The following is a 14,213-nucleotide window of genomic DNA, read 5'->3' on the forward strand; positions in this document are numbered from 1 at the left end:
ATCGTACATGAACAAACTCTTGAAACTATCAGCATTCGCTCTTTTATCTATTTCCCTTACTGCCTGCTCAGAAGCAGCAGTGAAAGATGCTTCTCTGGATGATAAGAACCATAAAGTACTTCCTGAGGTTCATAAAGATTATTCTTCAAACTGGTGGAAAGACCAGCCTAACGGAAACGCAGATACAAACATGGATTGGGACGGCGAAGGATGGATCCTGTCAGCTAACGAGGTTAGTAACGGGGTAGCCATTGCCGATATCAAAACGGGTAATCCGGTCAAGTATTTTCAAAGCTCAGGCACTCCCCATCATGTCCATTTAAATAAGGATCAAACATGGGCATTCGCGACACAGCGATACGGAACAAGTGTCCTGGCGATCAATATGGAAACTCTTGAATCGCATGACATTGATTTCCCAGGCTTTGAGAACCCGCCGGCACCACAGCATATGACGTTTTCGCTTGACGGAAAATACGCCTACACTTCCCTCAATGGAGTGGAAGCAGTCGGCATGATCGATGCTAAAACAGCAAAACTTGTGAAGGTGTTCAAAAATGTCGGGAAAAAGCCGAGGGATTTGAACGTCACTCCAGATGGCAAGAAGTTGTTTGTCAGCTTGCAGGCTGAACCTTTCATCACTGTCATAGACATTGAAACAGGTGAAATGCGACACCTTGAACGGACTGAGACGGACTATGGAAAAGGAACAGGATCCGGTCTTGACATGTCTAACGATGGCAAGTATGTAGCTGTGTCAAACACAGCTGATGATGAAGTGGCTATTTATGACGCGGAAACGGAAAAGCTTCTCAAGAAAGTTGGCGATATTCCGAAACCAGTCAATGTACACTTCATGGGAGAAACCCATGACCTTGTCACGGGCAATCGAAATGATGGATCGATTTCGATCATCGATGTTGAAAAATTAAGGCTGGTCAAAACAGTTAAGACAGGTGCAGGAACCAACATACCTTACCTTGGTCCAGACGGTTACTGGTATACATCCCAGAATGGGGCTGGATTCCTGACAGTCCTTGATCCTAACGACAATTACAAAATTGTCCGTAAAATATGGGGCGTCCAGAACATCCACTGGCTGATGTGGAGTCCAGAAGGAAGCATGATGTTCGGATCAAACTGGGGCGACAAGACGCTTACGAAAATTGACCTGACGAAGAAAAAGGACTTCAGACAGACGATTCCTGTCGGTTTGAACCCTAACGGAATCGCGATTAAGACAAATGTGCCAAAGGAACAGATTCTCGCTTATCAAACCGGCAACGAAGAGGAAGTCAACAAAATCAAGAAGGCTTCCACTCTCGTCTTCCCTGAGGCGAGAAACATCAATGAAGAAGCATTCCTCGGAAGCTGTCTTCAGTGCCATGACATCGGCCGGATCATGAAGAATACAAGCAAAGGTGCCGACCAATGGAAATCTGTTGTAGACCGTATGGCTGGTAATGGGGCAAAAATGACCGATGAGCAAAGGCAGCAAATCATCGATTACCTTGCTTCCGACGAGCACAAAACGTTAACAATCCAGACAGAGCTAGAGCTGGAACTTTCTGAGCAAAATAAAGATAAAAAGTAAAAAGAAAAATCCTAATGCCTTTTAACAGGAGGCATTAGGATTTTCATCTAGGTTGGTTATGAAATTCCAGGCTTTCTCATGAAGATCGGATTTGAATTGTTTATCCTTCCGCAGCAGATAGAATGGACGGAAGCGGTCCCTGTCTTTGAACGGGCTGACAACCAGCTGCCTGTTTATTACTTCAGGGCAGATGGCCAGCTTGGAGAAAACCGCGACTCCCAGGCCATTTTTCACTCCTTCTTTGATCAGCGTATTGCTGTTATAGACGAGGACGGATTGAGGCTCGATGTCCAGTCCCTTCCAAAGGTCCAAAGTGGCCTGCCTCATCGCGCAGCCCGGCTCGCGGATCAGCCAGGTCATTTCCTCCAGCTTTGAAGGCTCCTGGTCGGAAGGATTAATTCTCATTTGCGGAGAAACACCAAGCACAAGCAAGTCATCGTAAAATTCATAAGAAATAAAGTCATAACGTCCGGCTTGTCCTTCGACAAGAGCAAGGTCAATTTCAGACGAATAAAGCAGGTCTGTTATATAGACAGAAGTACCGATTGTGATTTCTATCTGCCTGCTGGTGATGTCAGGATTCAGCTTAATGAAATCCTGTATCATTTTTGAGATCAGGCATTCTCCGATCGTGTTGCTGCAGCCTATCTTGATCGTTTGACTTGAATCCCCTTCCTTGAGAAGCTTTTCAAGCTTTTCGTTCAGTGTGATCAGGTGCTGTCCATGCTCATACAAGGTTTTACCCGCTTCTGATAATTTGATTTTGCGATTGGCTCTTATGAACAGCTGTTTATTGTAATAGGTTTCTAATTGGCTGATTTGATGGCTGACAGCCGGCTGGGACAGATTCAGCATCTTTCCTGCCTGGGAGAAGCTTTCATATTTTGCCGCTGCAATAAATGTTTTTAAATGTTCCAAGTTCAATATGATCGCACCCCTTACTAATTTAGATTTGGAGGGAATAGAATGAAAAAAGCCGATATCACCGTAATCGTTATTGTATTATCTGTATTTATTTTCGGTTTGATGTACTTCACAAAGGATGATTCCATCACGTACCGCGACGTTAAATTTGAGATTGCCTCAATGGTGATTTTATCCGCTGTCTCCCTATTCACGTACTTCGGGATCAAAAGAAATCTCGACCATTAACCCGCATTATACCATAGGGGGGATATGTTTGTGGATAAGTATTTTGTAGTAAAACCTAGGAAATCTCCTAGGTTTTATTTTTTTGGCTTGAAACAGTATACTAGCAATCGAAAGGGAATTATTCCTGAAGGGGAAGAATTGAAAGTGATTGATTATGAGTATACAATATACGAGATGCATAATACCTTTTAGAGTATTTAACTTTATTCTTGCTGCTCTCTTCATTATTCCTTAACAATAGACTGGCATTATAGAGGACAGAAAAGGAGTGATTATTGAAAATGACTGAAGTTGGACTATTTTTCGCTTTTACCGCAGGTATATTATCTTTTTTCTCCCCTTGTGTTTTCCCGCTGCTACCAGCATACATAACACATCTGACGGGCGGAAAAATTGAAGGGGCAAAGGTGGCTGTCGACCGCACCACCCTTTTCACTCGCTCATTCGGTTTCATATTGGGATTCAGCTTAATTTTTATCATCATGGGCGCATCTGCTTCCTTCCTGGGACAGATGTTTGCGAATTACAGGACAATCGTCATGCAGATCGCCGGCCTGCTGATCATCATTTTCGGTCTGCAAATGGCTGGATTGCTGAACATAAAATTTTTAATGATGGAAAAAAAGGTTCATTCCGAAACAAAATCAAAAGGTGTTTTTGGATCGGTATTCCTTGGCATGGCCTTTGCCAGCGGGTGGTCGCCTTGTGTAGGGCTTGCCCTTTCCTCGATCCTGCTTCTGGCAAGTTCGTCTGACACATTATATCAGGGAATGTATCTGCTGACCTCCTATTCCCTTGGAATGGCAGTTCCTTTCATCATTATCTCGTTCGTGATTTCGTATTCTTTGAAAGCCATTAAAAAAATCAATAAACATCTAGCCAAGCTTGCATTTGTCAACGGCATGATCATGGTAGGCATGGGCTTCCTCGTCCTTTCCGGCCAAATGCAAAAAATCAGTGCATGGCTGTCTGCGTATAGCTTATTTGGATTTTAATACCGATTCATTTCATTGAATAATAGAGCAGTTGCACCGGTGAAGGATTTGCCGTGAAGGAGTGTGAGTATGAAGTGAAAAAGGATCTGATTGGCAAAAGTGTATTGGTTGTGGAGGATGACCCTAAAATCCGCAATCTTGTAAAAATCTATCTGGCCAATGAGGGGTATGAGGTTCTTGAGGCGGATGACGGAATTGCCGCCCAGGAAATGATTGAAAAATATGATCCCTGCATCCTGATCCTTGATTTGATGCTGCCGGGCAAAAGTGGTGAAGAGATTTGCCGCTGGCTTCGGAATGATCTCGAAAGCATGATGCCTGTCATCATGCTGACAGCAAAAGCATCTGAAAAAGCAAGGATCGAAGGATTCAAGCTTGGTGCCGACGACTATGTTGTGAAGCCCTTCAGCCCTGCTGAACTGATGGTCCGGATAGAGGCTGTTTTGCGAAGGACGGCAAGCCGATGCGGAAAGCTCACCTTCACTGGCCTGACAATCAAACCTGCCAAGGGCCAGGCAATGGTTGATGGAGAACCACTGGATTTGACCAATTTTGAGTTCAGGCTCCTCCATATGTTCATGCAGCATCCTGGCCAGATCCTTTCCCGGACGCAAATTCTGGATTCCATCTATGAGAATAACGAAAAGGCGGTAACGAAGCGGACAATCGACGTCCATATCAAGAACCTCCGCGAAAAAATCAAAGAGAAAACGCCGAAAGATTATATTCAGACTGTTAGAGGAATGGGGTATAAATTTGCGGCGAATTAAAAGCATTGCCAGCTTGCTGTTATCAAAGCTTGTTGCGGTAAACAGCGTTGTCATTCTTTTGGTCATCATGCTCGCAGGGATTTCGGTAAAGGATTACGCCTGCTTCCTTGTTAACCAGGAGCAGGTTACCGGTTCGCAGCTGGTTGATACCCTGAATTCGTTCCTTATTAAGGTAAGTATCCTCGCCTTTATCGTCGCCGGGCTTTTGCACTATTTTTCGGTCAGGCGGATTGTAAAGCCGGTGAAGACGATGGCCATTGCCGCCAATCAAATAAAAGAAGGAAGAATTCCCTCGAGAATTGATCTCCCTTCCAGCGGAGAATTAGGTGAATTGGTAACCAACTTCAATGCCATGACAGAAACTCTTTCGGCCGTCCAATCAAGCCGGGAAGAAATGCTGAGGGATATTGCCCATGAATTGAGGACACCGCTGACCAATATTAACGGGTACCTTGAAGCTCTTCAAAATGGAGTATTGACAGGGGATAAAGAATTGTTCGGCTCTCTTCTCGAGGAATCAAGGAGAATCACCCGGATTGTCGACTTGATTTCCGAGCTGGATGCGTGGAACCAAGAAGTTTATTTTTTGGAAAAACGTTTTGAGGAAATCGATATAAAATCAGTCTTGGCCGAATCCCTGTCTGCGTTCCAGCTGAAACTTTCCAGCAGGTTTAATTCTTTCAGCCAGGAGATTATTCCCGGTACTGTCATCGGCCATAAAGACGGGCTAAAGCAGGTGATTTCCAACATGCTGCAAAACATTATCGATTATGACCTGGGTGGCAAGCTCTCGATACATGCCCGACCTGAAGGGAAGCAGTATTGCATCACTTTTTCCCATAAAGGCAAGTATATTGATCCCGAGAAAAAAGACCTGATCTTTGAGCGTTTTTACAGAGCGGAAGAATCCCGCAGCACAAAAGCTGATGGAGCCGGCCTCGGACTTGCCATCGCCAAGAGCATCATCGACGCGCACCGAGGGTCCATTGGCCTTGATACTGATGGGCATAACCACTCATTTTGGATAAGGATTCCAATTCATGAAGCTTCTTAATCATTCCTTAACAAAACGAATCCATACTGAATGGGAATTCGTATTTTTATTTAAGGAGCGATTGTGATGGAATTTACCTATTATAATGATAAACTAATTGGACAGCTGGAGTATGGATTCCTGCCAATATCTCCGAATACAGAAATGGGTTACAGGCCCTTAGAGCTCTTCATCTCTTCTTTGACAGGCTGCAGCACCTCATTGCTCGCAAATATTCTGACAAAGAAAAGAATAGACTATAAAAGAATGGATGTAGGTGTTTCTGCCGTCAGGAACCCGGATGAAGCAAACCGCATCGAACAGCTGACCTTCAAAGTCAGTGTACAAACAGAAGATGCAGACAAGGAATTCCAGGCTGAAAAGATCGCCAGCCTTGTCTTGAAAAACTGCGGCATGATTCAATCGGTAGTCGGAAGCATCGATATCCGCTATGAGATTGAGTTCACGTCAGAACAGCCCAAAAAAGGTGATGTTGCTTGAATTATTTAACAATCGGCAGATTCACGCTGCCAGCGGACCTGCTTGCAGGGTTCGCCGCCATTTTTATCGGAGCCCTGCTCTACAGGCTCAAAGAAAAAAAGAGTATCGATGATTGGTACTGGAATAGCTTCTTCATTTATATAGCGATTTATAAACTCAGCTATGCAGTCTTTAACTTTAAGATGTTCCTTGATACTCCCTTCTCCCTCCTTTACTTCAACGGAGGGACGGAAGGGCAGATTCTCGCATATGTGGGAATTGCCCTCTATTTGTTTTGGGTTGCAAGAAAAAAGGACAGCAATATCAATACAAATGAATATCTTCCTGTATACCTGCTCTTTTTCATGCTGTATTGGACGGCATTATTCGCTTTTTCAATCGATTATGCAGCTGCAGCTGTCCAGGCGATCCTGCTGGCCGGATTCTTGCTATTTCACTTTAAAAATGGAAGGCTGACTGAGCAGTTCGCCCTCTTGTTCCTAATGGCAGAAGCACTGGTTCTCAGCCTGTTTTCCGATTTATTCGCCGTGGAAAACCTGCTGATCTTAGCACTAGGCATTTACTTGCTCGTTTTTAAACGATTAAAAAAGGAGGAAATACAGCATTGAATAAAAATCTTTTATCATTCGCCATCCTTGCCCTTGCTGTCGTCATTCTCGTCGTGAATATCTGGAAGCCGACGTCGACAGAAAGCGAAAAGAAAACAGTAGACCAAACAGGGGAAGCTGTTGAAACAACCGAGGACATCCCTGGTGCGAAGCTGTCTTCCCTGCGCGAAGGCGCTGAGGCACCAGATTTTGAATTGAACACACTGGACGGACAAACCATCAAGCTTTCTGATTACCGCGGCAAGAAAGTCATCCTTAATTTCTGGGCGACATGGTGCCCGCCATGCAAGGCCGAAATGCCGCATATGCAAAACTTCTATGAAGAATACCAGGACCAGGGCGTGGAAATCCTCGCCGTCAACCTGACCAATATGGACAAAGGGACAGACGAAGTCCAAAAGTTCGTCGATGAATTTGGTCTGACCTTCACGATTCCAATGGATGAAGAAGGATACGCCGGCACCACCTACCAGGCGTTCACCATCCCGACCAGCTACATCCTCGACGAAAACGGCGTCATCACCAAGAAAATCGTCGGGCCGATGGATGAAAAGATGATGAAGGACCTTACCGGGGTAAAATAAATAAGAATACAGGAAAAGTCGCGGCATTTGGACCGCGACTTTTTTATTATTGGAGTTTTTGTTTACAAAAAACGGGGTGAAGACTTACCATCATTAAGAAAATCGGTGTGATCACTTCGAAAAGCTGTGTTATTACCATGAAGTTGATTATCATCACTACAAAAAGCGGTGTAATCACTGCGTTAATGATTACCATCACTACGAAAATCGGTGTTTTCACTACGGTTTAGCCATTTTTCACTACGTTTTTGGGCATTTACACTACGGTTTAGCCACTTTCCACTACGATTTTCGGAGTTTTCACTACTTTTTCCATAAATTGTATATCAATCCACCACGTCAATCACCTTTACAACGAAGAAAAACACTGCCTTTAATTCGTTTATATACTAATAATCTTTGGCTCTCCGTCCATTTTAAAAGTTCCTTTTTCCTCTAGAAATTGCTTAATGACCTCGACTGCATGAACGCCGTGATAGGTTTTATCGGCTTCTGCTCCCTTGAAAAGCTGCTTGCCGCCACCGGCAATTTTGTATTTCTTTTTCAAATCGATCTCTTTTCCGCCGACAAGAAGTTTCTGGATCCGGTTTCCTTCAGGATTGTAAGGCTTGAAAGCTATGAACAGGCCAGATGACCTCAAAATATACCCGCCTTTTTGCTTGAACGGATTCCTTGAAAAGACCATTTCGAGGTTTTTCTCAAATGCTTTCAGGAGGCGCTCACCGCTCATTTCCATTGTGAACATTTCTGGATTGGTCGGTATAATGGTATGCAGGTCAAATTCAGTGATTTTCCCTGCAGGTATTGGCGTGCCGTATCGCCAACCATGCGAAAAGGCCAAATCACAATCGAAAGCATGACGGTACGCATCGGTAATCAGCTTATCCATCGGTGCTTCATTCAGGGTCATCCTGTGCAAGATCGTATCTGTCCTGCCGACAACATTCTCCCTTTCCTTCTGGTATCGATTCAGAATTTCTGAAACGGCTACCGCCATTTCTTCATTCTCGGGAAGGCTCTCATCCACAGCTACTAATTCGTACTGATAATCACTAATTCTGCTGCCATTGAGTGAGATCTCCAGCTTTCCGAGGAAAGAAGCGCTCGAGCCGGCCTGCACGACCAGGGTTCCGTTCACGGTAATCGGCTGTTCAATCCGGTCATGACTATGCCCTGATAAAATGATGTCAATTCCGTCAACTATTGTCGCCAGCTCGACATCCAGCGGAAGCCCCATATGACTCACCAGCATTACTAGATCAACTTGACCTTTCAGTTCTTTTACGCAGGCTCGAGTCTCCTCTATCCCTTTTGAAAAAGTGAGACCTTTCGAAAAGCTGTCCGGCATCGTTTCATCTACAAATGGATAGGTGAGACCAATGATTCCTACCTTTACACCCTCAAATTCCTTGATCATATAAGGCTTCATAAATGGTTCACCTGTTTGTTCCTCTTTTACATTGCATGCCAGCCCGGGGAATGGAAGGCGTTCATTTAAGGCAGCCAGCTGTTCCTTCCCGTAGGCAAAATCCCAGTTTCCCGGAACCCAGCCATCCAGTTCCATTTTTCCGAGGGCGGGCAGCAAGGAATCCCCTTTTGATTCCACAAGGGGAAGAGTACCGTGGAACAAATCACCTCCATCAAGGAACAGGACGTGTTCATTCTGAGCTTTTAGATCTTTAATATATTGTGAAATCCTTGTTAGTCCACCCGTTTTCCTGAGTACAGGCTCGTCCCCCTGCCAGAATAATTCATTGTGAAGCTCAAGGCTTCCATGTGTATCGTTTTGCTGGATGATTGTCAATTTGCTCATGATTTCTCCTCCTGTGCAAAGCCTTTTTCATAAACCTCCTAAAACAGAAGCTTATGGAAAAAGCCTTGATTTAATTGATATAGAAAGGAGTACCCATTAAAGGTACCCCTCTTATGATTATCTGACAGCACAGCGGTTTGGACCGATTTCCATTTCGCGCTGCTCTTCGAGATCCGGGTTGATCTTACCCATATTCGTCTGCCTGATCTCTTGATAGGAGTTTGGCTGAGGCGGAAGGTTCTCGGTTACTGTCTTGCGGAAGGTGTCTTCGCTGTCAATCTGCAAACCATGATTCTGTGCATACAGGACGCCAAGCTTTTCTGAAATGCTGCCATCATCATTCATTTCATTGATGCCCATATAATGTGCTGGCAGGACGAGGAGTTCATCCGCAAGCTCTTTATAACGCTTGTACAATGTATCCCTCAAGTCACCTACCCAGTCCTGAGCCAGACCAGCCAGGTCCGGGCGGCCAATTGAGTCGATGAACAAAATGTCCCCTGTCAGCAAATACTGATCATCCACAATGAAGGATGTACTTCCGATCGTGTGCCCTGGTGAATACAAAGCACGGATGACCGTGTTTCCTACCTTGATTTCATCGCCATCCTGAAGCGGTTCATAGTGAAAATTGACTTCCTCGGCATCTTTCGGAGGAAGATAGTACTTGGCACCCACTTTTTCCGCGAGCTTACGGCCACCGGAAATATGGTCGGCATGCAGATGGGTATCCAGCAGGGCAGTGAGTTTGAAATCCTTGCCTGACATGAATTCCTCATATTGCTCAATCATCCTGTTTGTATCAATGATCGCCGCTTCTCCGCTTGATTCAACCAGATAAGAAAGACAGCCTTTTCCGATACGGACGAACTGGTAAATAGAGCCGCCGCTTTTAAGGTCTCCAACTTTGATCGGCTCCAGGTGTTCACTCCAGGCTTTCATCCCGCCTTCAATGGAATAGACATCCGTAAATCCGGCTTCTTCAATTTGATCTGCTACAAATTCGGACGAACCGCCTTTTGCACAAACGACATAAATATCCTTATCCTTAGGCAGTACATTCATTACAGGATCAATACCCTCGAGGAGATCAAAATACGGTGTATTATGAACTTTGACATTTCGGCCTTCAATTTTCCAATCATCGAAATCATCGGTATTCCTTGCATCCAGGATGAAAAGCTCCTCATGATTGATGACTTTCCTGGCCAATTCCTTAACTTTGATTGTCTTCGCCATTCTGTCCCTCCTAATTTTCCGATTTAGAATGTCAGCGTGATATCTGCATCACTTGCAAAGTGCAGGAAGGAAGCGGCGCCGCCTACATCAATTCCATCAACGAAATGTTCTTTTTGAAGAGTCATGACGTCCATTGTCATCTGGCAGGCAATCATCTTAACGCCCATTTCCTGCGCCATTTCTACAAGCTGATCTACAGGAGGAACATTTTCTCTTTTAAAACCCTCCTGGAAATGTTCTGTTCCAGCAGGCATCGGCAGCTGCTTATGCATTTCTTTGTGGATTAAATTCAAGCCTTCGAATGTGAAGAAGATTCCTACTTCTGCATCCGTGGCTGCTGCTGCAGTCGCGATATTGAAAACTTTATATGCGTCAAACATACCGCCGTTCGCGGCGATGATTGCTACTTTCATAATGGTTCCTCCTTATTTTTCAACTGATGTTTCTGTAGGGCCTGTCCAGGCCTTCATGCCAGAGACAACATTGATTGGTTTTTTGAAGCCTTTTTCGGCAAGTTTCTTGGCTGCCATATCACTCCTTGATCCAGAGCGGCAGATAATATAAACATCCTCTTCCGGATTCAGCTCATTGAACCGCTGCTCAAGCTCTCCTAGAGGTATTGAAATCGCATTTGGTATGTGGCTGAACGCATATTCAGCTGACTCCCTGACATCGAGAATCTTGATTTTTTCATTGCCATCAAGTTTGTTCAGTACTTCTTCAAGCGTAGCAGTATGCGGGTGAGGTGACTCATCAGAGAGTTCGTCTTCACTCGCCTTGCGGAGATAATGTTTCAGCACATCTCCCTCAGTGATTGTTCCTAGATATTGGTTTCCTGTACTTTCAGCCCAGGCTTTCAAGTCAGTTGTCGAGCCTTTGTCGGTAGCCTGCACTTCAATCACCTGGCCAGGCTCCAGTTCATTCATCGTTTTTTTCGTTTTGACGATTGGCATCGGGCATGCAAGCCCTTTGGCGTCCAGCACTTTATCTGCAGAAATAGACATAGTAATCCCCCTTCCTACTCATTAGTATTTAAAAGCAGGCAGAATCCATACTTTTTAAAATTCCCCTATACATATACCCCTAATGGTAAAAAGTAATCGCGATTTCGAAAAAAAATAAGCAGCCATTTATTATTTTTGGCTGCTGCTTCCTGCTTATTCTTTTGAAAAATATGGTTCTGGATGATGAAGATAAGTATTCGTATATCCCGATCTGCTCAACCATGGAATATAGCTCACCGGATTTACCGTGATTGCGTATTTGGACATATTATTCATCATCGTATCGGTTCCCATGAAGGACATATCCATTACCATATACATTGCCTTGACCGTATTGAACTGGGAAAGTTCAATGACATAGACGATCCTGTCTGCCATTACTCCTATTTGTCCTTCGGTCCACAAAATTCTGTCTGCCATGAAGCCAATTTGATCTTGTGTATAAAGCACCCCATTAAGGGCCTGTGTAAAAGTATCCGCACCCATTTGCCCCACGTACACTATCGCTTTGCTTGTTGCCATCGCGATCACCTCCCAATAGTCAGGATATGTACCCGGGGGTAAAGAGTGTCTGTTTCATGCTGCCCCCTTAAGGAGAAAGAAAAAAACCACAGCGTAAAATGCTGTGGCATCAAATGTTATTCTATTCTTCCATTCACCAGCAACTGCTTCCATGTCTGGCCGCCGTCCTGGGATTCGAATAAATCATTGAGGATCGTGATGAACGCGATTCTTCCTTCTTGCTCAGGGTGAGCTGCGATATAAGTAATTGGATTGTCATGGTTCAGAGTAGGAATCTTAAGTTCTACTGCCTCTTCCAGTTTAGCTGGATCCAGTTTCAAAAGCTTGATTTTGTTTTGCTGGACCGGTGAAATGTACAATGACTCTTTAGAGAAGGATGCTGCAGTCACTAACTCATAGTCACCAGCTTTCCTGATATTCTTGCCATAATCCTCGGTCAAGAATACTCCCTCCCTGGTCGACATGGCGAACCTTTCTCCATTCTCCGGATGGACCGCGATCATTCCAAACGTATCTGCCTCAAAGCCATTGAGTTCGACCGTTTCCCAGCTTTTCGCATTGTCCCTGGAGACATAAATCCCTCTTTCAAGTTCGGAATTAGCCTCCTCATTGATCAAATAGAGGACGGAATCCTTGTAACTCGCTGAAAGGAAGTGGAAGTCGCTCTCTCCATAAAAAGCCACCTTATCGAGTGACTTTCCTTGATCCGTGCTTTTTACAAGTCCCAGTGGATTTTTCAGTTCAGACCCTTCTTCAGGGTGGCCACTTGCATAAAAACCGTCTTCAACTGCCTGGAAGCCCATGTAGTCATGCAATTGCTCTGTTGTTTCCAGCCACTCCCCATTCTTGAATATCCTTAATCCATGGTGGGAAGCGACATAAAGTCCATCATCATTGCCGGGGTAGCCAATTCCGTGGACGTGCTCGATCCGTTGCTTTGCAGCTTTTACAACAAACTCTCCATTGGAATCCTTTTCAGCTTCTTTTTGTTCAGGTGTTTGCTGCGCAGGGGCCGGTTCTGATTTCTGCTGTTCAGGTTCATTTGAACAGGCTGAAATGACCAGCATCGCAGCAGCAAGCATGAATATAACCCTTGTCTTATTTAACATTTTGTTTCCTCCGTTTTTCTCTCATGGTTGTCCAATAATAGTAACAAACTCCGGCGACTGCTGCAAAAGCGGCCGCTGCGAGCTGATATTCTGTTTTCCATCCAAGTACAGTATGGACGGAATATGCCTCGATGACCAGAGCGGGGATTTTCCCAATCGTGCTTGAAACCATGAAGGACGCAGCCCCCATTTTGCTATAGGAGGCGGCCAGGGTGACAAGTCCGGAAGGGGCGAAAGGAAATAACCTCAGCAGGAGGACAAGGACAAATGCCTCCCTGCCATCCGTTGCTTTAAGTCTGTCCAGCAATTTTATCTTTTTCTTTCGGTCATTTTTGCTGCTAAGCTTTTTGATTCCTTTTCTATACAGGAAAAAGCTGATGATCGCACCAAATGCTTCTCCCAGTGTCGAAAGGACCAGACCGCCCGCAAAACCAAAGTACATGATATTTGCGGCCGTCACAAATGCACTTGGGATGACTCCTGCAATCGCAACGAGAATGCTGACAGCAAGGCTGATTGTAACCGACACCCACAGCGGCTGGCCAGTCAGCATTTCCAATAATGACATATTAAATCCTCCGGTAAGAATATTCATGATTTCGTCACGGCTTCTGCTAAGTTTTTGCATAATGGCTCGATATGATGAACGTATAAAAGAAAGGAGCTGAATAAGCGATGAAGAAAATTTCATTCACCTTTTTAAGTGCAGCCATTATCCTGGGGGCAAGCACTGTCGCCTTCGCAGAAGATGGGAATCAAAGCAAAGGCACGTTCAATTTTGGCCAGATAAAACTACTAATGGAAAAGATGCACCCTGAATTATCTCAGAAAGAATTACAGCAAATGTACAATGATTGCCATGGTACAAATGGCGCCATGCCAAGCAGGAATTTTCAGATGATGAACCCTGATCATATGGACATAGTCGACTGACAATGTAATGGGGAGGCGAGTTCTGAAACTCCTCCCCAAATTCTTATTATAGATGATATGTATGCAAAAAGTATGAAACAAGCCATGCTTAATCAGCCTAAATGAAAAACAACCTGACCATTTATGGTTCAGGCTGCTGAAATCTGGTATTAAGATAAACTAGAACCAGAACGATGCTGTGATGGAAGGTCCGATTCTTCCAGTGAATGCTGAGACGGCAGGTCCGCTACCGTTGTTCCATCCTTTGAGTGCTGAGATGGAAGGTCTGCTACCGTTGTTCCATCCTTTGAATGCTGGGATGGCAGGTCTGCTACCGTTGTTCCATCCTTTGAATGCTGGGATGGCAGGTCTGCTAC

General features: G+C 44.7%; 18 protein-coding genes. 9 read left to right on the forward strand and 9 right to left on the reverse strand.

Translation table 11 applies throughout. From position 1 onward, the window contains the following. Positions 1 to 7: 7 nt before the first annotated feature. The gene (locus EJA10_RS18670; RefSeq protein WP_125481546.1) at positions 8 to 1,594 is read left to right on the forward strand and encodes a YncE family protein; all 1,587 of its coding nucleotides are present in this window, start codon (positions 8 to 10) and stop codon (positions 1,592 to 1,594) included. A gap of 21 nt (positions 1,595 to 1,615) precedes the next feature. Here the strand turns inward: EJA10_RS18670 and EJA10_RS18675 are convergent, their stop codons facing one another. Then, positions 1,616 to 2,518, reverse strand: a complete 903-nt coding sequence (locus tag EJA10_RS18675; protein WP_125481547.1) for a LysR family transcriptional regulator — start codon at positions 2,516 to 2,518, stop codon at positions 1,616 to 1,618. Positions 2,519 to 2,560: 42 nt separating this feature from the next. Here EJA10_RS18675 and EJA10_RS18680 point away from each other — a divergent pair, with 42 nt between their 5' ends. From EJA10_RS18680 to EJA10_RS18710, 7 genes are all read left to right on the forward strand, one after another. Then, positions 2,561 to 2,746 (forward strand): hypothetical protein, encoded by a 186-nt coding sequence (locus EJA10_RS18680; RefSeq protein ID WP_125481548.1) that lies wholly within the window; start codon positions 2,561 to 2,563, stop codon positions 2,744 to 2,746. Positions 2,747 to 3,027: 281 nt separating this feature from the next. Beyond that, positions 3,028 to 3,741, forward strand: coding sequence for a cytochrome c biogenesis CcdA family protein (locus EJA10_RS18685; protein WP_125481549.1), 714 nt, complete (start codon positions 3,028 to 3,030; stop codon positions 3,739 to 3,741). 53 nt (positions 3,742 to 3,794) lie between these two features. Further along, the gene (locus EJA10_RS18690) at positions 3,795 to 4,511 is read left to right on the forward strand and encodes a response regulator transcription factor (RefSeq protein ID WP_246017868.1); all 717 of its coding nucleotides are present in this window, start codon (positions 3,795 to 3,797) and stop codon (positions 4,509 to 4,511) included. Beyond that, positions 4,498 to 5,565 carry an ATP-binding protein gene (locus EJA10_RS18695; RefSeq protein WP_246017870.1) on the forward strand — a complete coding sequence of 356 codons (1,068 nt, stop codon included), beginning with the start codon at positions 4,498 to 4,500 and terminating at the stop codon, positions 5,563 to 5,565. The genes EJA10_RS18690 and EJA10_RS18695 overlap by 14 nt, the downstream gene beginning before the upstream one ends. 66 nt (positions 5,566 to 5,631) lie before the next feature. Beyond that, on the forward strand, positions 5,632 to 6,045 hold the full coding sequence (locus tag EJA10_RS18700) for an OsmC family protein (RefSeq protein WP_125481550.1): 414 nt from the start codon (positions 5,632 to 5,634) through the stop codon (positions 6,043 to 6,045). Further along, entirely contained in the window at positions 6,042 to 6,653 is a 612-nt protein-coding gene (locus tag EJA10_RS18705; RefSeq protein ID WP_125481551.1) for a hypothetical protein, read from the forward strand. Before EJA10_RS18700 ends, EJA10_RS18705 begins: the two co-directional genes overlap by 4 nt. Continuing rightward, positions 6,650 to 7,237, forward strand: coding sequence for a redoxin domain-containing protein (locus EJA10_RS18710; RefSeq protein WP_125481552.1), 588 nt, complete (start codon positions 6,650 to 6,652; stop codon positions 7,235 to 7,237). Before EJA10_RS18705 ends, EJA10_RS18710 begins: the two co-directional genes overlap by 4 nt. Positions 7,238 to 7,619: 382 nt before the next feature. On the opposite strand, the gene EJA10_RS18715 is transcribed toward EJA10_RS18710, so the two are convergent. From EJA10_RS18715 to EJA10_RS18745, 7 genes are all read right to left on the reverse strand, one after another. Then, positions 7,620 to 9,050, reverse strand: a complete 1,431-nt coding sequence (locus EJA10_RS18715; protein ID WP_125481553.1) for a bifunctional metallophosphatase/5'-nucleotidase — start codon at positions 9,048 to 9,050, stop codon at positions 7,620 to 7,622. A gap of 117 nt (positions 9,051 to 9,167) precedes the next feature. Next, complete coding sequence (locus tag EJA10_RS18720; RefSeq protein WP_125481554.1) at positions 9,168 to 10,289, reverse strand: MBL fold metallo-hydrolase; 1,122 nt, start codon at positions 10,287 to 10,289, stop codon at positions 9,168 to 9,170. Between the two features lie 23 nt (positions 10,290 to 10,312). Beyond that, positions 10,313 to 10,702: a DsrE/DsrF/DrsH-like family protein gene (locus EJA10_RS18725; RefSeq protein ID WP_125481555.1), complete on the reverse strand. Its 390-nt coding sequence runs from the start codon at positions 10,700 to 10,702 to the stop codon at positions 10,313 to 10,315. A gap of 12 nt (positions 10,703 to 10,714) precedes the next feature. Next, positions 10,715 to 11,293 carry a sulfurtransferase TusA family protein gene (locus tag EJA10_RS18730; RefSeq protein ID WP_125481556.1) on the reverse strand — a complete coding sequence of 193 codons (579 nt, stop codon included), beginning with the start codon at positions 11,291 to 11,293 and terminating at the stop codon, positions 10,715 to 10,717. 153 nt (positions 11,294 to 11,446) lie between these two features. Further along, positions 11,447 to 11,815 (reverse strand): hypothetical protein, encoded by a 369-nt coding sequence (locus EJA10_RS18735; protein WP_125481557.1) that lies wholly within the window; start codon positions 11,813 to 11,815, stop codon positions 11,447 to 11,449. 116 nt (positions 11,816 to 11,931) lie between these two features. Beyond that, positions 11,932 to 12,924, reverse strand: coding sequence for a F510_1955 family glycosylhydrolase (locus EJA10_RS18740; RefSeq protein ID WP_125481558.1), 993 nt, complete (start codon positions 12,922 to 12,924; stop codon positions 11,932 to 11,934). Further along, the gene (locus tag EJA10_RS18745) at positions 12,914 to 13,492 is read right to left on the reverse strand and encodes a TVP38/TMEM64 family protein (RefSeq protein ID WP_125481559.1); all 579 of its coding nucleotides are present in this window, start codon (positions 13,490 to 13,492) and stop codon (positions 12,914 to 12,916) included. Before EJA10_RS18745 ends, EJA10_RS18740 begins: the two co-directional genes overlap by 11 nt. 107 nt (positions 13,493 to 13,599) lie before the next feature. On the opposite strand from EJA10_RS18745, the gene EJA10_RS18750 reads away from it, so the two are divergent. Continuing rightward, a complete protein-coding gene (locus tag EJA10_RS18750) occupies positions 13,600 to 13,857 on the forward strand; it encodes a hypothetical protein (RefSeq protein WP_125481560.1) in 258 nt (85 codons plus the stop codon). A gap of 149 nt (positions 13,858 to 14,006) precedes the next feature. Here EJA10_RS18750 and EJA10_RS23520 read toward each other — a convergent pair. Beyond that, positions 14,007 to 14,213: hypothetical protein (locus EJA10_RS23520; protein WP_170169189.1), on the reverse strand; the 207-nt coding region annotated here is incomplete at its 5' end.

The organism is Mesobacillus subterraneus (genome assembly GCF_003937825.1).
Taxonomy (GTDB): domain Bacteria; phylum Bacillota; class Bacilli; order Bacillales; family Cytobacillaceae; genus Mesobacillus; species Mesobacillus subterraneus.